Genomic DNA, 17,774 nt, shown 5'->3' on the forward strand with positions numbered 1-17,774 from the left:
GGGCGAAAGGCCCGTGCATCCGCGCGGGCCTTACTTGATCGAATGGCGGTTTACGCCGCGGCGGGTTCGGTCTTGGACACGACCGAAGCCAGTGTGGACTTCTGGACGCGGACCTTCACACCGTCGGCGATCTCGACATCGACGGTACCGTCTTCTTTGACCTTGGTCACTTTGCCGTGGATGCCACCCGCGGTCACAACCTCGTCACCGCGACGCACGGCGTTGATCATCGCCTGATGCTCTTTGACCTTCTTCTGTTGGGGACGGATCATCAGGAAATACATGATCGCGAAGATCAGGATCAGCGGCAGGAACTGCATGATCGGGTTAACGGAAGCGCCACCGGCGGCCTGTGCATAGGCAGGAGTTACGAACATCGTGTCTGGTCCTTTTTTATTGTCTCTCGGGCCGCCACGCTTCGGGGTCTCCCCCACGGGCGCCAAGTCGCCGCGCACCCTATCTGTGGCTAAGGGCATTGGCAAGAAACTCCCCCGCGATTTATGTGCGCGATGCGGCCTCTGCAAGCCCCTGCCCTTACAAGATCCCGCCAGCTCCTGCTTGCCCGTGACACGCACCCCACTTTGTGCTGGAATGAGCGCGTATTGTATGGCGAGAAGTCGGCGAGGTTTCGCCCGCAAACGCGGCCAAGCCGGCTGGCCCCATCGGGGTGCCCCAGAATAAGCCGCTGCGCACTGCGTATGGTTGATCCCCTCCCCGCCTTCCTGCATAAGCACCGCCAACGATCACGCTAGAAAGGACGCCACCGATGCATGACATCAAGGCCATTCGCGAAAATCCCGAAGCTTTCGACGCAGCTATGGCGCGGCGGGGGTTGTCTGGTGTGGCATCAGAGGTGCTGGCGATTGACGAGGCGCGGCGTGCGATGATCCTCGCGGCCGAGGAAGCCAAGGCCGAGCAGAACCGCGCATCCAAGGAAGTGGGTGCCGCGAAGGGGCGTGGCGACGAGGCGGAGTTCGAACGTCTGCGCGCTCTTGTGGCCGAGAAGAAGGCCGAGGTCGCCCGCCTCAATGACGAGGCCAAGGCTAAGGACGAGGAACTCACCGACTACCTCGCCCGCATCCCCAATGCGCCCGCCGCTGACGTGCCTGATGGCGCGGACGAGGACGACAACGTCGAGATCAAACGCTGGGGCGATGTGCCCACCTTCAACTTCGACGCCAAAGAGCATTTTGAGTTAGCCTCCGTGGCCGCGTCGATGGATTTCGAAACAGGTGCGAAAACCTCTGGCGCGCGTTTTGTGATGCTCAAGGGCGCAGTGTCCCGCATCCACCGTGCGCTGGCGCAATTCATGCTCGACGTGCACACAGATGAAAACGGCCTGACCGAGATCAACACTCCCGTGCTGGTGCGCGACGAGGCGATGTATGGCACGGACAAGCTGCCGAAATTCGGCGAGGACAGCTATCAGACCACCAACGGCTGGTGGCTCATTCCAACCTCGGAAGTGCCGCTGACCTATTCGGTCGCGGGTGAAGTGCTTGACGAAAGCGACCTGCCGATCCGCCTGACCTCGCACTCGCTGTGCTTCCGCTCGGAAGCGGGCAGCGCGGGACGTGACACCTCGGGCATGTTGCGCCAGCACCAGTTCGAAAAGGTGGAGATGGTCTCGATCACCCATCCCGACGCCTCCGACGACGAACAGAAACGAATGCTGGGCTGTGCCGAGAACATCCTTGAGCGCCTCGGCGTGCCCTACCGCACGGTAGAGCTTTGCACGGGTGACATGGGCTTTGGTGCGCGGCGGACTTTTGACATCGAAGCCTGGCTGCCTGGTCAGAACACCTACCGCGAGATTTCCTCGGTTTCGACCACGGGCGATTTTCAGGCGCGCCGCATGAACGCGCGTTTCAAACCCGCCGAAGGGGGCAAACCGCAATTCGTCCATACCCTCAACGGGTCGGGTCTGGCCGTGGGGCGCTGCCTCATCGCTGTGCTGGAGAACGGGCAACAGGCGGACGGATCGGTCAAACTGCCCGAGGTGCTCGCACCCTATCTGGGCGGCAAGCTGACGCTGACCGTGGACGGCACGCTGGCCTGACGCCTGCACAGGCGCAAGCAGACAGGATCAACGGCGCTCCACGCGGGGCGCCGTTTCCTTTTGCAGCGCGCGACCTATTTATGTTTCATAAGCGACAACAAACAATTCGGACGGGCACTTCACCAATGAAACACTTCACGGCGATCCTGACGTTCATTTCCACACTGGCCTTCGTGCTTGGCCCCTTCCTCGTTCCAGGTTTCGGGGGATTAGACCCCAACCTCTACCCCATCCCGCAGATCGACCCGCCAGTGCAACCCGCGGGCTATGCCTTCGCGATCTGGGGTGTGATCTATCTGTGGCTGCTGATCTCGGCGGGCTTCGGGCTGCTCAAGCGGCGGGACGCGGAGGAATGGGCGCCGATGCGCTGGCCGCTCATTGTCTCGCTCAGCATCGGCGCGACGTGGCTCTTCGTGGCGGAGCGTTCACCTGTCTGGGCCGTGATCCTGATCTTCGCCATGCTGGCAACATCGCTCATGGCGCTCAAACGCGCGCCCCTGCCAAACGCGCTTTTGGCGCGCGCGCCAATCGGGCTTTACGCGGGCTGGCTGACGGGAGCCTCTTTTGCGGGGCTGGGGCTTCTGGGTGCGGGCTATGGCATTGTCTTTGGCGAGACGGGCTGGGCCTATATCGGTCTGATCGGGGCATTTGGCGTGGCCATTGCGGGACACAGGATGCGCCCCGATGCACCCCTCTACCCTCTGGGCACGGCATGGGCCCTCGCCGCAATCGCAGTGCAGAATTGGGGCAGCAACTGGGGCATCGTCATTGGTGCGATTGCGGCAACGCTCGTTCTTTTCCGCCTCTCGGGACGAGCCTATCGCCGCGCGGTAGCGCAAGGGGCACGGCTCGCACAGAAAGGGCGCAACTCACCTGCCGCCGTTCCCGACCCCTTGGGCCGCTCGCGTCTCTAGCGCCTGAAACCGCGCGCCCCTATTCGGCGGCGCGCGTCTTTGCCAGCATCGGTTTGAGGTAGCGCCCTGTGTGCGATGCCTCAACCTCGGCCACCTCTTCGGGTGTGCCTGTGGCGACGATCTCGCCACCACCGTCACCGCCCTCGGGGCCGATGTCGATGATGTGGTCGGCGGTTTTGATCACGTCGAGATTGTGCTCGATCACGATCATCGAATTGCCTTGCTCGACCAACTCGTGCAGCACTTCGAGCAGCTTCTTCACATCCTCGAAATGCAGCCCCGTGGTCGGCTCGTCCAGAATATAAAGCGTGCGCCCCGTGGAGCGTTTGGCCAACTCCTTGGACAGCTTCACCCGCTGCGCCTCGCCGCCCGAAAGCGTCGTCGCCTGCTGCCCAACCTTGATATAGCCAAGCCCCACACGCATCAGCGCATCCATCTTTTCACGGATGCTCGGCACCGCCTTGAAAAACTCCTGCGCATCTTCGACCGTCATATCGAGAACGTCGGCGATGCTCTTCCCCTTGAACTGGATTTCCAATGTCTCGCGGTTGTAGCGCTTGCCCTGACAGGTCTCGCATTCGACGTAAACATCGGGGAGGAAGTGCATCTCGATCTTGATCACGCCATCGCCCTGACAGGCCTCGCAGCGCCCGCCTTTGACGTTGAACGAAAACCGCCCCGGCTTGTAACCGCGCGCTTTGGATTCCGGCAGTCCGGCAAACCATTCGCGGATCGGCGTAAAGGCCCCTGTGTAGGTCGCGGGGTTGGAACGCGGGGTGCGTCCGATGGGACGCTGGTCGATGTCGATCACCTTGTCGAGATGTTCCAAGCCTTTGATTGTCTCGCAGGGCGCGGGTGTCTGACGCGCGCCGTTGAGCCGCATCGAAGCGGTCTTGAACAAGGTCTCGATGGTCAGCGTGGACTTGCCGCCCCCAGACACGCCCGTGACGCAGACGAACTGTCCCAGAGGGAATTTCGCGGTGACATTCTTGAGGTTGTTTCCCGTGGCCTTGACCACCTGCACGGCCTTCTTGTTGCCCTTGCGGCGCTTGGCGGGCACGGGGATTTCGCGCGCCCCCGTAAGATATTGCCCCGTCAGCGAGGCGGGATCGGCGGCGATATCTTCAGGCGTCCCCTTGGAGACGATCTTCCCGCCATGAACTCCCGCTCCGGGACCAATATCAAAGACATAATCCGCCTCGCGGATCATATCCTCGTCATGCTCCACCACGATCACCGTATTGCCCTGATCACGCAGGGATTTCAGCGTGTCGATGAGGCGGTCGTTGTCGCGCTGGTGCAACCCGATGGAGGGCTCGTCGAGGACGTAGAGCACGCCCTGAAGCCCCGAACCGATCTGGCTGGCCAATCGGATACGCTGGCTTTCCCCGCCAGACAATGTGCCCGCGTTGCGGCTCAAGGTGAGATACTCAAGCCCGACATTGTTGAGAAAGCCCAAACGCTCGCGGATTTCCTTGACGATGGCCCGCGCGATCTCCTGCTTTTGAGTAGAGAGGTGGTCCATGATCCCGTCGACCCACGCGTGAGCCTCCTTGATCGACATCTCCACCACTTGGCCGATGTGCAGCCGCGCCTCGGCTGGCCCGTCGGCGGGACCGAGTTTGACCGCGCGCGCCTCCTCACGAAGTCGGTAGCCGCCGCAATCGCCGCAAGGTCGATTGTTCTGATAGCGTTCAAACTCCTCGCGCACCCAGTTGCTGTCGGTCTCGCGGTAACGCCGTTCCATATTGGGGATCACCCCCTCGAAAGACCGCGTGACCTCGTAGACACGGCCGCCCTCGTCGTAGCGGAAGGGGATCTCGTCATGACCTGATCCGTAGAGAAACACCTGTTTGACGTGGGCAGGCAGGTCTTTCCACGGGGTCTGGGAATCGAATTCGTAATGCTTGGCAATCGCCTCGATGGTCTGAAGGAAATAAGGCGTCTTACCCTTGCGCCACGGCGCGATGGCCCCGTCGGCCACCTTCAGCGCAGCATCGGGCACCACCAGACGTTCATCGAAAAACAGCTCCATCCCCAGCCCGTCACAAGAGGGACAAGCCCCGAATGGCGCGTTAAAGGAGAACAGACGCGGCTCGATTTCAGGGATGGTAAAGCCCGACACGGGACAGGCGAAATTCTCCGAGAAGGTGATGCGCTGTGGCTCGCTGTCGTCACGCGGGGCAGTCTCCAGAATGGCAATGCCACCCGCCAGATCAAGCGCCGTGCGCAGGCTGTCGGCCAGCCGCGTCTCCAAACCCTCGCGCACCACGATGCGGTCCACCACCACGTCGATGTCATGGCGGTATTTCTTGTCGAGTGCGGGCGCATCTTCGATCTCGAAAAACGCACCATCGACCTTGACCCGTTGGAAACCCTGCTTGCGCAACTCGAGGAATTCCTTGCGATATTCACCCTTTCGGTCGCGCACGATGGGCGCGAGGAGATAGCCGCGTGTGCCCTCCTCCAGACCCATGATGATATCGACCATATCCTGCACCTGCTGCGCCTCGATGGGCTCGCCTGTGGCGGGGGAATAGGGTGTGCCTGCCCGCGCGAACAGCAGACGCAAGTAGTCGTAAATCTCCGTGACCGTGCCCACCGTGGAGCGCGGATTTTTCGACGTGGTTTTCTGTTCAATCGAGATCGCGGGCGAAAGACCGGAAATGTGATCCACATCGGGCTTGCCCATCATGTCGAGGAACTGGCGTGCATAGGCCGAGAGGCTCTCGACGTAGCGGCGTTGGCCCTCGGCGTAGATCGTGTCGAACGCCAGCGAGGATTTCCCCGACCCCGACAACCCCGTGATCACCACCAACTCGTCGCGCGGGATATCCACATCGACGTTCTTGAGATTGTGCTCGCGCGCGCCGCGCACTTCGATTGTCTTGAGATCGGCCATCTGCCCCGCCCCTCATGTCTACGCCTTAACGGCCCGTTCATATCTAGTGGAGGGCGGGCGCGCTTCCAACCGAAAAGTTAGAACAAAACGTAAACACATACAGTTTGCCACTGCAAGCCGCCCAATTCCGCGCCAACGTCCGCGCTGCACCACAACCACCTGCGGCCTTTGGTGATTTGGTCACAGACGCGCAGGCGATTCTCGCGCTAGACAGAGGGCAACTTGCAAACCTCCCCTCGCCTTCCCGCGAGTTGCACCCAAAGGAAAAAACTATGTTCGGATTGTTTGGCGGCGGGCCCAAGATGCCCGTCAATGACGTGAAAACTGCAATAGAGAGCGGCGCAGCCGTTCTGGTTGATGTGCGTGACCCCTCCGAGGTGCGCGCCTCTGGTGTGGCCGAAGGCGCGATCAACGTGCCACTAACCACACTCCAGATGAAAGCAAACCCCTCCTCACCCGAATGCCTGCCTGCCTTCAAGGAGGGCAAAACGGTCGTGGTGTATTGCGCATCGGGCGCACGATCTGCGGGAGCGGCGCAGATGTTGCGGCAGATGGGCCATCAAAGCGTTGAAAACCTTGGTGGCTTGCGCGATTGGGCCATGGGCGGCGGCGCGGTCGTGCCCGCAGCATGAGGCGCACCGCCCCCCCCTAACCACCTGACCAAAAACGAAAAGGCGCCCTTCGGGGGCGCCTTTTGACTATTGGATCCTGCAGGACGTTATTCGACGTGTTCCGCCGTCGACGTGCCCTCGAACCGCGTGCTTTGGTGGCGCATCGCGTTGCTTGCACCGCTGTCGTCGGCACCCATGTAAAGCTCGCGACGCGACGAAAAACGCCCCGCGATGAAACGCATGAACTCGGTGACACGTGGCACGTGACGCAGGTCGGGATGGGTCAGCACCCAGATCGGCATATGGTCGGTGAGCGGCACGCTGGGCACCCGCACCAACCCCGGATCGGGATCGCCAAGGAAATGCGAACAACGCACCATGCCAACCCCTTTACGCGCCAGCGAGAGCGCCGAGACCATGTCATCGGTGTGGATCGTCGCACGGCAAGACGGCATTTCCGAAAACAGCGACGGCGGGCAAACCGACGGGCCGTATTCAAAGCGGATGTAGGGCGGGCGCGTCTCGTGATCCTTGCCCGCGAACACATCGGCATAGGTCTCGACATATTCGGGGGAGGCAAACCACCCTGCCCGCTGCGGCGTCATCATCCGGCCCCAGAGGCTTTCCTCGGGGCTGCGGGTGACGCGGATGGCCACATCGGCCTCGCGGCGGTGCAGGTTGAGCACCTCGGTCGCGCCAAGGATCGAAATCTCGATCCCCGGATGCAACTCGCGGAATGCCTTGAGATCGTCAGCAAAATGGTCGTCGGCGAGAAGCGGCGGGATGGTGATTTTCAGCTCACCCTCTTCGTTCTCGTCGCGTGAAGCCAAGGCCATATCGAGCGCCACCATACGCGCCTCGACCTCCTCGGCATGGGCAATCGCCACCTCACCCGCTTCCGTGGGCTGAAGGCCAGAGGCCAGACGGGTGAAGAACCGCACCCCCGCGACATCTTCGGCCTTAGCCAACTGCCGCGAGACCGTTGCATGGTTAACACCCAGCACCCGTGCGGCACCAGATAGGCCGCCCTCACGGGCGACGGCGAGTATATATCTCAGAGAATCCCAATCAGTCATGTCGACAAGCTAGCAGATGTTCGCAAACGCACAAGGGTGCGCTTCTACCTATGCGATTTTTGACATATGTTATGGCTGTTTCGTCATCCGTTGCCGCGCTCGACACCGCATCCGAATATGCCGCCGATACACAAAATCGGCCACGCGGAAGGCGCAGCCGATCATGTTCACGTCACCAATGCCTCACCTGCGCCTATCGGGCACAGGGTCGCAAAGGCGTATCAGATATGCAAGGCGCGACCGTAGGCGGCGAGCACGCTTTCGTGCATCATTTCCGACATGGTCGGGTGTGGGAACACCGTGTTCATCAGTTCTTCCTCGGTGGTCTCAAGCGTGCGCCCGATGACATAACCCTGAATCATCTCCGTGACTTCGGCGCCTACCATATGCGCGCCCAGAAGCTCGCCCGTCTTTGCGTCGAACACGGTTTTCACGAAACCTTCGGCCTCGCCCATGGCAACTGCCTTGCCGTTGCCGATGAAGGGGAATTTGCCCACTTTCAGCTCGTAACCCGCTTCCTTGGCCTTTTCTTCGGTCAGACCGACGGAGGCGACCTGCGGCTGGCAATAGGTGCAGCCCGCAATCGAGTTCGGCTTGATCGGATGGGGCTTCTCGCCTGCGATCAACTCGGCGACCATAACGCCCTCGTGGGACGCCTTGTGGGCCAGCCACGGAGCGCCCGCGATGTCACCGATGGCGAAAATACCGTCCACACCTGTACGGCAGTACTCGTCCGTCACGACGTGAGTGCGGTCGATTTTCACGCCCATTTCTTCAAGGCCGATGCCCTCGACATTGCCGACGATGCCGACCGCGGAAATCACCGTATCGAACTCTTCGGTCTCGGTTTTGCCGCCATGTTCAAGATGCGCGATGACCTTGCCCTTCTGGCGATCGAGTTTGACCACGGTGGTCTTCTCGCGGATTTTCATGCCCTGCTTCTCGAACTGCTTCTTGGCGAAGGCGGAAACCTCCTTGTCCTCGACAGGCAGCACGCGATCCATCACTTCGACGACCGTGGTGTCAGCCCCGAAGGTATTGTAGAAGCTGGCAAATTCGATACCGATTGCACCCGACCCGATGACCAGAAGTTTCTTCGGCATCCGCGGAGGTACCAGCGCATGACGGTAGGTCCAGACCAGATCACCATCCGCTTCCAAACCAGGCAATTCGCGGGCACGTGCGCCCGTGGCGACGATGATGTTCTTACCTGTCACGGTTTGCTCGCCCTTCTCGCCTTTCACGGACACCTTGCCCTTAGCGACGATTTTGGCTTCCCCCATGATCGAGGTGACTTTGTTCTTTTTGAACAGGGACTTGATCCCGCCGTTCATCTGCTTGGCGACGCCGCGCGAGCGTTTGACAACCGCATCGAGGTCGAAGCTGAACTTGTCCGCCGACAGACCGAAGGACTTGGCGTTTTCCATGTGGTGATAGACTTCCGCCGAGCGCAGCAGCGCCTTGGTCGGGATACAGCCCCAATTGAGGCAAATGCCGCCGAGATTCTCGCGCTCGATACAGGCGACCGAAAGGCCAAGTTGCGCTGCGCGAATAGCGGCCACGTAGCCACCAGGTCCGGCGCCAATCACGACGACGTCGAAAGTTTGATCTGCCATGGGGTCCTCCCGAATTCCGAATAGTTCGGTATTAAACTATCTGCCCAAACAGGGCAACGGCGCTGACGCGCAGCACGGGGAAAGGCCGCATCCCGCTCCATGCATAGCTGGCGCAAAAAGCGAATAGGTCAGGCGGCCCAGTGCCACCCGAAAGTGAACCGTGCTTTGAGGGAGTGTGACTGAGAATGCGGCGGGTTGCTACCCTGTTCGTGGGAACGCGCGAAGCACGCAGGCCAAAGCGCACGTTTGTGCACTGGCCTCCGCCCCTGTATCCGCACCCGAACGTGCATCAGAACGTGCATCAGAACGTGTGGCCCTGCGCCCAACGCAAAGTCGTGTCAGGCTGCAAGCGCCTCAAATTCCTTGAACAGCCCACCGTAGCCGCCGTCGTCCATAAACGCCTGCTCTGCCGCTGTCGTGGCGCGTCCAAGGGCCTCGTTGCGATAGGGGAAGCGCCCGAATTTGCGGATGATCTCACGGTGGACGCGGGCGTGCAGGAGGTTGTTGCCCTCTTTCAGCCGCTCGCAGATCAGCCGCACGCAACGGTCCTGATCCGTCTGGCACTCGCTGTGCATCAGCGGCAGGTAGAAGAACTGGCGCGCGGGCGAGTCGATGCGCATGTCCCATCCCTTCTCAATGGCAGCCTTGGCGGCGGCGAGTGCGGCGCGGTCGGAGGAAAATGCCTTCCCCGCACCACGGAACATATTGCGCGGCATCTGGTCGTTGAGAATGATGTAGGCTAGAGCCCCCGTGGGATAGGTCAGCCACAGCGAATAGGCCCCGCCCTGCGCGGCGTTCCATGTCTCCTCGAACTCTGCGCGAATGTCTGCATCGAGTTCGTCGGAGGCCACATACCAGTCTTTCGGGGACAGGGTATCGAGCCAATACGAGAGGACTTCATCGGGCGATTTCTGCGCCGATTGCGTCGTGGCGGGTGCGTTCGTGGGTGCCATGGTCCTCTCCATTGATGGCGCTGTTTACCCGACTGTTACATTGGCAAAATAACGAAGCAAGGCAGTTAGCGGGAACATGCCTCCACCGTCATTTTTGTTGCGTGATTGAAACAATTTAGGGGGATTTCGAGAGCGGAAACGGCGCGATTGGCCATTATCTGGCTCTTGCGGCCCGCGCACTGCCTCCTCGCGCCACCAATCACGTGCCTCAGGGTTGCGAAGCAGTCGCCTCTTCCGCGTCCGGTTCAGAGGTCTCTTCGGCCATTTCGATAGCCACTTCCTGCGCGACCTCACCAGCCACGGCCGTTGTCGTGGGCATCACGGCAACGTAGCTCGACGTATCCTCGCTCGGCATGGCAGGGCGACGGGTCATGCGCCATGCGGCATAGCCCGCGATCAACAGCATCAGCACGGCCTGAATAGCCCAGTAGCCACTCGGCCCCATCCAGCCCATCAACCAACCAGCGATCATAGGACCGCCCACGGCCCCCACCCCGTTGATGAAGATCAGCCCGCCCGAGGAGGACGCCATATCATCGGCCTCAAGGTGATCCCCCGTATGCGCGATCAGGAGCGAATAGAGCGGGTTGGCCATGCCGCCCCCCACGAATGACGCACCGACCGCCATGGCAAGCGTGCCGCCCAGCAACGCGCCGAGGATCGAAACCACCCCGCCAATGGCCGCCACGCAGCAAATCACGAGGCGGCGGTCCATGCGGTCCGACAGCCAGCCGATCGGGAATTGCAGCACCACAGCCCCCACGTAAATCGCGGCGACGAAGGTGGAAATCTGGCCCAGCGTAAAACCGACCTGATTGCCGTAGACCGCGGCCATGCCCATCTGCGCCGAGAAAACCCCGCCGATGAAGAACATGCCGACACAGCCCAGCGGCGAGACTTCAAAAAGGTGGCGGAAGGTCATCGGCTTCGAGGTTTCAAAGGCGGGCGTCGGCGTGATCGACAACAGGATCGGCGCGAAGGAGATCGACACCAGCACCGAAGGGATGATGAAAAGCACCCAGCCCGCAGGATCACCCTGTGACAGGATGCCCTGCGCGATGACCATGCCGATCATCTGCACCACCATATAGGCCGAGAGCGCCTTGCCGCGCGTCTCGTTGGTGGCGGCATTGTTGAGCCAGCTTTCGGCGGTCACGTAAACGCCCGAGAAGCAGAACCCCAACAACACGCGCAGCGCCGTCCATGTGATCGGATCGGTGATGACGGGGAAGATCAGCAGTGCCGCCGAAATAAAGGAACCGAGCGCGGCAAAGACCCGCACATGCCCCACGCGCCGGATCATCAAAGGCGCAGCGCGCGACCCGCCGAGGAAGCCCGCGAAATAGCCCGACATGACAACAGAGATCTCGAAAGTCGAGAACCCTTCCAAGGCCCCGCGCACACCCAGAAGTGGCCCCTGCAAACCGTTACCGATCATCAACAGGAGCATCCCCAGAAGAAGCGGTGACGCGGTGGTTAGGACATGTCTCATGAGCGGAGCCTAAGCAGATTCGGAGCGGAGGTTAAACCAAATAGCGGTTTGGTCTGGTGGCGCGGACGGGTGGTAGTGTCGCTTGGCGGCGCGTCCGTGTCACAGGCCCTTGGGTAAAAGCAGCGAGGCATCGCCATAGGAAAAGAAACGATATCTCTCCGCCAGCGCGTGATCGTAGACTTCGCGCATCCGCTCGCGCCCCATAAGCGCCGAGACCAGCATCAGCAGCGTCGACTTGGGCAGGTGGAAATTTGTCATCAGCCCGTCCGTGATGCGAAATTCATAGCCTGGTTTAATGAAGATATCCGTCTCTCCCAGAAAGGGCGCGATGCGGCCTGTCTCGGGGGCGGCGCTTTCAATGAGGCGTAGCGCGGTGGTGCCCACGGGGATCACGCGCCCCCCCTTGGCGCGGGTGGCGTTGATCTCCTCGGCGGCCCCTTCCGTCACCTCGCCCCATTCCGCGTGCATCTTGTGCTCGTCAACGTTTTCGACCTTCACAGGCAGGAATGTTCCCGCACCGACGTGCAGCGTAACATGGGTAAATTCCACGCCCATTTCCGCCAGATCGGCCAAAAGCGCCTCGTCGAAATGCAGCGAGGCGGTCGGAGCCGCAACCGCGCCTTTGCGCTTGGCCCAAACGGTCTGGTAATCCTCTTTGTCCTGCGCGTCGGCCTTGCGCTTGGCTTCGATATAAGGCGGCAGGGGCATGGAACCCGCCTCGGCCAATGCACGATCAAAATCCTCACCCGTCAGGTTGAAGGAGACATAGGCCGCACCGTCTTCTTTCGCCGTGAGCGTGGCGGACAGATCATCGGAGAAGCGGATCACCTCACCTTCGCGCACCTTTTTGAGCGGTTTGATCAGCGCACGCCACACACCCGCCTGCGCTTGCGGTTCCAGAAGCGTGACCTCGATCTTCGCCTCCTGCCATCCCTGCGCCGTATCGCGCCCCCGCTTGCCCGTCAGGCGTGCGGGCAGCACCTTGGTATCGTTGAGCACCAACCTGTCACCCGCCCGCAAAATATCGCGCAGGTCCGTGACCACCGCATCGCGGATCGCATCAGGCGTGGCCACCAGCAGCCGCGCAGAGGAGCGTGGTTTGGCGGGACGCGTGGCGATCAGATCCTCGGGCAGATCGAAATCGAAATCGGACAGTGTCAGGCTCATCGGAAATTACTCGCTTTGCGGGGCGGCATCGGGTTGCGATGTCGGTGAGGGGCGGCGGAAGATATTGCGCAGCGCGCCAGGTGTAAGGATGGACAGCGGGTTGACCGAGACCTTCGGATCCTTTGCGGACCCCGTGAGGGAGAAATTGAAGCCGAACAGCCCCTCCCCCTTTCGGGCAACGACCTGACCTAAGGCATTGAGGAAGTAGACGGGCGAAATGACACCCTGCATATCGAGCGTCTCGGAGGCAGTGTCATAGATGCCATCGAGTGAAATGCCAAGCGACGGCCCTTCGGCAGAGGCCTGCGTCAGAGTGATCCGTTCGGGCGCGAGGATGAAATCGGCACGCACGTCGGAAAAGCCGATGCCACTTCCGCTGACCATCTGGTCAAGCACCCCCACAACCGAGGCCAGCGAGAGCAGCTCGGCCAGTTGTGGAGCCGACTCAACGCGGGTGTCGCGCACACGCAACGCGCCGTCGAAACTGCGTTGGTCCGCCCGTGTGGTCAGCGATAGATCGAGCGATCCGCCCCGCCCCTTTTCCATCAGCCCCGCCGCCACCATCGCCGCACCCGCGTCATCGGCGGCCACAGTGATTGTCGGCCCGTAAGGGCCAGGCTTCACCGTGCCCGATATCGGCGCGCTGCCACCCAGACGCCCCGAGAAGGTGCCCGTCAGGCCACCCGCCGTTGACAGATCGACCCGCGCGCCCGTGAGGCGGTGTTGCTCGGAGATGATCAGCGTTTCAAAATTGCCCGACACAGGGCCACCACCACCCGCCGTGCTCGCACGACCCGCGCCACCACCCACGGCTGCGCCACCAAAGGGCGACGCGGTCAGATCAAAGCGTCCGCCCGCGATCTCGACGCCAAGCGGCTGGCCTGCGCCGCGCCCCACAAGCGAAACAGGCGCCTCAAGCCAGTTGCCAATGGTGAGCGCAGGAATGGTCAGACGCGCCAACGCACCGCCTTCGGTCAGTTGCGCCGAGGCATTGCGCGCCGACAGGCCCGCCGCCTCGAAGCTCAAACCGTCAATCTCGGGCTGCTCTCCCGCCGTGCCTGACACTGAGAAGAGCGCGGCCTCGCTGGCGGATTTACGCCAGCCAATCGCAGGGATCGAAAGCTCCAGCCCCACCAGATCGGATTGCAGATCAAAGCGCGGCGGTTGCCCCCGCACGATCTCGACGCCAATCGTCCCTGCCGCGGCCCCCTCCACGCTGCCCTCGGGAAGCAGAACCCCGAAAGCATCAAGGAAGGTGCGGTCGATCTGCACCGTGCCAGTCAGGTCCGACAGCCCCGCCGCTGCGGGTCCGAAAGCCTTCTTCCACGCCGCATTCAGCTGCGCCCCGTCGAGAGTCGCATTACCCGAAATCGCCATCCCTGCGCTGTCCACCGCCACATCAAGCGCCTGCGCGCTCAACGTTTTGCCCTTCACGATCTGGACGGACGAGACATCGCTCAACTCTCCGCCAATGTCGAAGGTGATCTCCTCAAGGGGAATTTTCTTCATCAAATCAAAGGACACCCGCCCGTCGAGCCGCACCTGACCCTCGGCCACGTCAGGGCCGAAAGCGGCCCCGCGCAGCACGTTGAAGGGCGCAGCCGACAGCATCGACAACGCCGCCTCGATCGTGGAGGAGCTGTGCAAGTCCAACTCCATCCGCGCGGGTTTCACGGTGATGTCGGGAATGGTCAACACCGTGCCAGCACTCTGGATCGGGCCACCTTGTTCGGGTGTTACCTCTCCGTGCAGGGAGGTCACAGTCAGGCGGTTGTGCAGGATCGTGCCCGTGCCAGCCGCGCCCGTAAGCGGCGGCTGGGTCTTCATGAATTTGATCGACGCGTCGGTGTAATCCCAGTCGAGATAGAAATCGGGACGTGTGCGGTCGGGGCGTCGTGTGACGGCAATGTCGAGGTCGTGATAGGTGGCGCTGTCCACATTGGTCATCAGCCAGTCACGCGTATTGCGCACCGCGCCTTGCGGCCAAAGCGCCATCAGCGCGCCATGGTCGATCTCGTCGAGATGCATCTGCACACCCGCGTGCCAGCCGTCCTCGCGCGCCTTGGCCCATCCATCCCCGCGCAGCCACAAGTCACCACGCCCGAGCGCCAGTTGGCCGATCTGCACCTCGAAAGGGTCCACCGCGAAGGACATGTCCACCACGCCCGCGTCAAAGATCAGCGGCTCGACGAACACGTCTTCGGGCTGGACCACCAAACGCTCCAGATCAAGCTGCCCCTCGAAGCGTTGCGGCCAGTTGCCGACGAAATCGCGCAGCAGCACGTGACCATGCCCAACCGCCTCGAAGGCTTCCGTGACCACCGAGGCTTCCACCAGTTCGACACGCTCGGTGGCTGGGGTGTAGTCGACGTAGACCTTGGCCCCGTCGAAGGCTAGACGGGTCGCGCCCGCGCCCGCGTCGAACACCCCTGCGCCGATCTCCAGACTGCCCGCAAACCCCGCAAGCGCGCCATCGGCGTTGATTCCCCCGCGCATCGACGCCGAGACGGGGGCATCAATCACCGAAAGGAAGGCCAGCGCGGGGCTTTGGGGGGCAAAGTCCGAGGTCTGCGCATCCTTAACGGTCAGCGCGATAGTGGCGGCTAGAGACCCTGTGAGAGAGCGGAAAGAGAATTGCATCTCGGAGAGGTTCTCGGTGCCATTGAAAACCGAGAAATCCATATTGATATCAATCGCTTCATCGCCATTCTCAAGCGTGGCAACGGCATCGGTCGCCTGCCAGATCCGCCCCGACCGCGCATCCTCAAGGGTCACGGTGACATCGCGCGCCTCAATGATCGTGACCTGCGAGAGCGGGTCGGTGGAAAAGGCCGTGTCGATGGCTTCAAGCACATCCGCCATAGATCCCGCCGCACCACCGATGCCTCCAAAATCGAGCGCGAAGGCCCCATCTGTATCGCGGCGCACGGTGATCTGCGCGCCAGAGAGATAAAGCGTGTCCGGATTGATCTCCCCGTCGAACAGGCGCTCTTTCGACAGCGAAGCGCGCACCGTGTCGAGGCGGGCGATTTCGGCGCCACTCGGGTCGATGATGCCCACATGACGCGCCGTGATACGCGGCACGAAACTGTCATCGACGCGCAACACCAATTGCCCCACCGAGACCTTCGCCCCGCCGAGACTTTCGTTAATGCGGGATTCGATCTCCACCGTTGCGCGTGACGGCAGCACGATTTCACGCCCCGTGAAGGACAGCGCGGCCAGTCCTGCCAGTACGGTCAGCAGGAACAACAGTGATATCAGCCCGATGGTAAAGCGCAGCGCGTGGTGTCCTGCGCTACGGCGCGGACGGCGGGCGCGTTCGGGCGGCACAACGGGGGGCGTATCCACTCCCGTCTCCTCCGTGCGATCTGCACCCTTGTCGCTCATCCGTGCCCTTGCCTCTCCTGCGCACAACCTTGATCGCTGCGCGCGCGGTTCCATCTTGTCCGATCACCGCATAAAACGAAACCTGATCCGCAACGCAACGGCGAAACACGCCACGCGCGCGCAAACTGTAAGGAGAGACCCCATGACACTCGACGTTGGCACCCCCGCCCCCGATTTCACCCTGCCCCGCGATGGCGGCGAGGATGTGACGCTCTCCGATCTGCGCGGGCAAAAGGTCGTTCTCTACTTCTACCCCAAGGACAACACACCCGGCTGCACCACGGAGGCGTTGGAATTTACCGCGCTGGCCACGGAGTTCGCGGCGGAGGGCGTGCGCGTTTTCGGCATCTCCAAGGACAGTGTGAAGAAACATGACAACTTCTGCGCCAAGCACGATCTGGCCGTGCCGCTCCTGTCGGATGCGGAGGGAGATGTATGTGAGCGTTATGGCGTCTGGGCGGAGAAGAAAATGTATGGCAAGACCTTCTGGGGCATCGTCCGTGCCACCTATCTCATTGACGAGGAAGGCACTATTTCGCATGTCTGGCCAAAGGTGAAACCCGCAGGCCACGCCGCGGACGTGCTGGAAGCGGCGAAAGGATAAGGCGGATGACGCAAGAGGCAGGCACGCAAAAGACGCTGGCGCAGATGGCCGAAGAGGTGCTGCGCTGTGGTGACGGGCGCGCGAAAGCGGCCCTGTCGCGCAAATATGCCGCCATGTGGCGGGAGGCACGCAAGGCGGGCAATCCGCCGCCGCTGGGCACCGCCAATCCGCCGCTCCAGCCCGCCCGCCCCGCACGCCCCGAACTGCTCGACCCGCGCGACGTGCCGCGCCGCAAGCCTGGCACGCCCGAAGGCCGCATCGCCATTCTCCACGCCATCGCCCATATCGAACTCAACGCCGTGGACCTGCATTGGGACATCATCGCGCGGTTCACCGATGTGCCCTTCCCGATGGGATTCTACGACGACTGGGTGCAATCAGCCGATGAGGAGGCCAAGCATTTCAACCTGATCTGTGATCGTCTGGAGGCAATGGACAGCCATTATGGCGCACTGGCCGCCCACGCGGGCATGTGGCGGGCCGCCGAAGATACGGCGGAGGACATCATGGGGCGACTGGCGGTCGTGCCTATGGTGCTGGAGGCACGCGGGCTTGATGTGACACCGGGCATGATCCAGATTTTCAAATCCGCCAAGGACAAGGAAACCGTCGCGGCCCTTGAGGTGATCTATGCCGAGGAGGTGCATCACGTGGCTTACGGGTCGAAATGGTTCCACTTCCTGTGCGGGCGCGAGAACCTTGATCCCGTTGTGGCCTTTCATGACCTTGTGCGCCGCTATTTCCCAAGCGGCACGAAAGCACCCTTCAACGAGGAAAAACGCGCCGAGGCAGGCCTGCCGCCCGATTTCTACTGGCCGCTTTCGGAGGAACACCCGCGGCGCTGAGGCGTCACGCGCCACTGCCTTCTGCGACCACCTGACGCGCCCGCGCGGCCACGGGTGGCGCACCCCCGCACAAGCGCGGATGATTCTCGGCAAAAAACCGCCCAAAGACAGGTGCTTCCCGCGCAAACTTCGCACGAACGTCCAA

13 protein-coding genes are annotated in these 17,774 nt (G+C 62.0%); 5 read left to right on the forward strand and 8 right to left on the reverse strand.

Going from position 1 to position 17,774, the window contains the following annotated elements; translation table 11 throughout:
* Positions 1 to 50: 50 nt before the first annotated feature.
* A complete protein-coding gene (gene yajC, locus ACN0SC_RS00705; protein WP_417247744.1) occupies positions 51 to 377 on the reverse strand; it encodes a preprotein translocase subunit YajC in 327 nt (108 codons plus the stop codon).
* A 389-nt stretch (positions 378 to 766) separates the two neighbouring features.
* Between yajC and serS the strand changes: the two genes are divergently transcribed.
* Together serS and ACN0SC_RS00715 are read left to right on the forward strand one after the other, a co-directional pair.
* A complete protein-coding gene (serS, locus tag ACN0SC_RS00710; protein ID WP_417247745.1) occupies positions 767 to 2,059 on the forward strand; it encodes a serine--tRNA ligase in 1,293 nt (430 codons plus the stop codon).
* Between the two features lie 125 nt (positions 2,060 to 2,184).
* The gene (locus ACN0SC_RS00715) at positions 2,185 to 2,973 is read left to right on the forward strand and encodes a hypothetical protein (RefSeq protein WP_417247746.1); all 789 of its coding nucleotides are present in this window, start codon (positions 2,185 to 2,187) and stop codon (positions 2,971 to 2,973) included.
* Between the two features lie 19 nt (positions 2,974 to 2,992).
* Here the strand turns inward: ACN0SC_RS00715 and uvrA are convergent, their stop codons facing one another.
* On the reverse strand, positions 2,993 to 5,875 hold the full coding sequence (gene uvrA / locus ACN0SC_RS00720) for an excinuclease ABC subunit UvrA (RefSeq protein WP_417247747.1): 2,883 nt from the start codon (positions 5,873 to 5,875) through the stop codon (positions 2,993 to 2,995).
* Positions 5,876 to 6,147: 272 nt separating this feature from the next.
* On the opposite strand from uvrA, the gene ACN0SC_RS00725 reads away from it, so the two are divergent.
* Positions 6,148 to 6,507, forward strand: coding sequence for a rhodanese-like domain-containing protein (locus ACN0SC_RS00725; RefSeq protein WP_417247748.1), 360 nt, complete (start codon positions 6,148 to 6,150; stop codon positions 6,505 to 6,507).
* Between the two features lie 86 nt (positions 6,508 to 6,593).
* Here ACN0SC_RS00725 and ACN0SC_RS00730 read toward each other — a convergent pair whose 3' ends face one another.
* The 6 genes from ACN0SC_RS00730 to ACN0SC_RS00755 all read right to left on the reverse strand — a co-directional run bounded on the left by ACN0SC_RS00730 (position 6,594) and on the right by ACN0SC_RS00755 (position 16,180).
* Positions 6,594 to 7,562 carry a LysR family transcriptional regulator gene (locus ACN0SC_RS00730; RefSeq protein WP_417247749.1) on the reverse strand — a complete coding sequence of 323 codons (969 nt, stop codon included), beginning with the start codon at positions 7,560 to 7,562 and terminating at the stop codon, positions 6,594 to 6,596.
* Between the two features lie 221 nt (positions 7,563 to 7,783).
* Positions 7,784 to 9,178, reverse strand: a complete 1,395-nt coding sequence (gene lpdA, locus ACN0SC_RS00735) for a dihydrolipoyl dehydrogenase (protein WP_417247750.1) — start codon at positions 9,176 to 9,178, stop codon at positions 7,784 to 7,786.
* Between the two features lie 338 nt (positions 9,179 to 9,516).
* On the reverse strand, positions 9,517 to 10,131 hold the full coding sequence (locus tag ACN0SC_RS00740) for a DUF924 family protein (protein WP_417247751.1): 615 nt from the start codon (positions 10,129 to 10,131) through the stop codon (positions 9,517 to 9,519).
* A gap of 208 nt (positions 10,132 to 10,339) precedes the next feature.
* A complete protein-coding gene (locus ACN0SC_RS00745; RefSeq protein ID WP_417247752.1) occupies positions 10,340 to 11,623 on the reverse strand; it encodes an MFS transporter in 1,284 nt (427 codons plus the stop codon).
* Positions 11,624 to 11,722: 99 nt separating this feature from the next.
* On the reverse strand, positions 11,723 to 12,784 hold the full coding sequence (gene queA / locus ACN0SC_RS00750) for a tRNA preQ1(34) S-adenosylmethionine ribosyltransferase-isomerase QueA (RefSeq protein WP_417248532.1): 1,062 nt from the start codon (positions 12,782 to 12,784) through the stop codon (positions 11,723 to 11,725).
* Between the two features lie 12 nt (positions 12,785 to 12,796).
* Positions 12,797 to 16,180, reverse strand: coding sequence for an AsmA-like C-terminal region-containing protein (locus ACN0SC_RS00755; protein ID WP_417247753.1), 3,384 nt, complete (start codon positions 16,178 to 16,180; stop codon positions 12,797 to 12,799).
* 142 nt (positions 16,181 to 16,322) lie between these two features.
* On the opposite strand from ACN0SC_RS00755, the gene bcp reads away from it, so the two are divergent.
* Complete coding sequence (bcp, locus tag ACN0SC_RS00760) at positions 16,323 to 16,784, forward strand: thioredoxin-dependent thiol peroxidase (protein ID WP_417247754.1); 462 nt, start codon at positions 16,323 to 16,325, stop codon at positions 16,782 to 16,784.
* 5 nt (positions 16,785 to 16,789) lie between these two features.
* A complete protein-coding gene (locus tag ACN0SC_RS00765) occupies positions 16,790 to 17,629 on the forward strand; it encodes a ferritin-like domain-containing protein (RefSeq protein ID WP_417247755.1) in 840 nt (279 codons plus the stop codon).
* The last annotated feature ends 145 nt before the right edge of the window (positions 17,630 to 17,774 follow it).

This window comes from Celeribacter sp., from assembly GCF_048261515.1.
Taxonomy (GTDB): domain Bacteria; phylum Pseudomonadota; class Alphaproteobacteria; order Rhodobacterales; family Rhodobacteraceae; genus Celeribacter.

Coding starts and splice junctions, on each gene's coding strand:
- ACN0SC_RS00725 (WP_417247748.1), top strand. CDS start 6,148: ATGTTCGGATTGTTTGGCGGCGGGCCCAAGATGCCCGTCAATGACGTG.
- ACN0SC_RS00740 (WP_417247751.1), bottom strand. CDS start 10,131: ATGGCACCCACGAACGCACCCGCCACGACGCAATCGGCGCAGAAATCG.
- ACN0SC_RS00745 (WP_417247752.1), bottom strand. CDS start 11,623: ATGAGACATGTCCTAACCACCGCGTCACCGCTTCTTCTGGGGATGCTC.
- lpdA (WP_417247750.1), bottom strand. CDS start 9,178: ATGGCAGATCAAACTTTCGACGTCGTCGTGATTGGCGCCGGACCTGGT.
- ACN0SC_RS00715 (WP_417247746.1), top strand. CDS start 2,185: ATGAAACACTTCACGGCGATCCTGACGTTCATTTCCACACTGGCCTTC.
- ACN0SC_RS00755 (WP_417247753.1), bottom strand. CDS start 16,180: ATGAGCGACAAGGGTGCAGATCGCACGGAGGAGACGGGAGTGGATACG.
- bcp (WP_417247754.1), top strand. CDS start 16,323: ATGACACTCGACGTTGGCACCCCCGCCCCCGATTTCACCCTGCCCCGC.
- ACN0SC_RS00730 (WP_417247749.1), bottom strand. CDS start 7,562: ATGACTGATTGGGATTCTCTGAGATATATACTCGCCGTCGCCCGTGAG.
- ACN0SC_RS00765 (WP_417247755.1), top strand. CDS start 16,790: ATGACGCAAGAGGCAGGCACGCAAAAGACGCTGGCGCAGATGGCCGAA.
- yajC (WP_417247744.1), bottom strand. CDS start 377: ATGTTCGTAACTCCTGCCTATGCACAGGCCGCCGGTGGCGCTTCCGTT.
- uvrA (WP_417247747.1), bottom strand. CDS start 5,875: ATGGCCGATCTCAAGACAATCGAAGTGCGCGGCGCGCGCGAGCACAAT.
- serS (WP_417247745.1), top strand. CDS start 767: ATGCATGACATCAAGGCCATTCGCGAAAATCCCGAAGCTTTCGACGCA.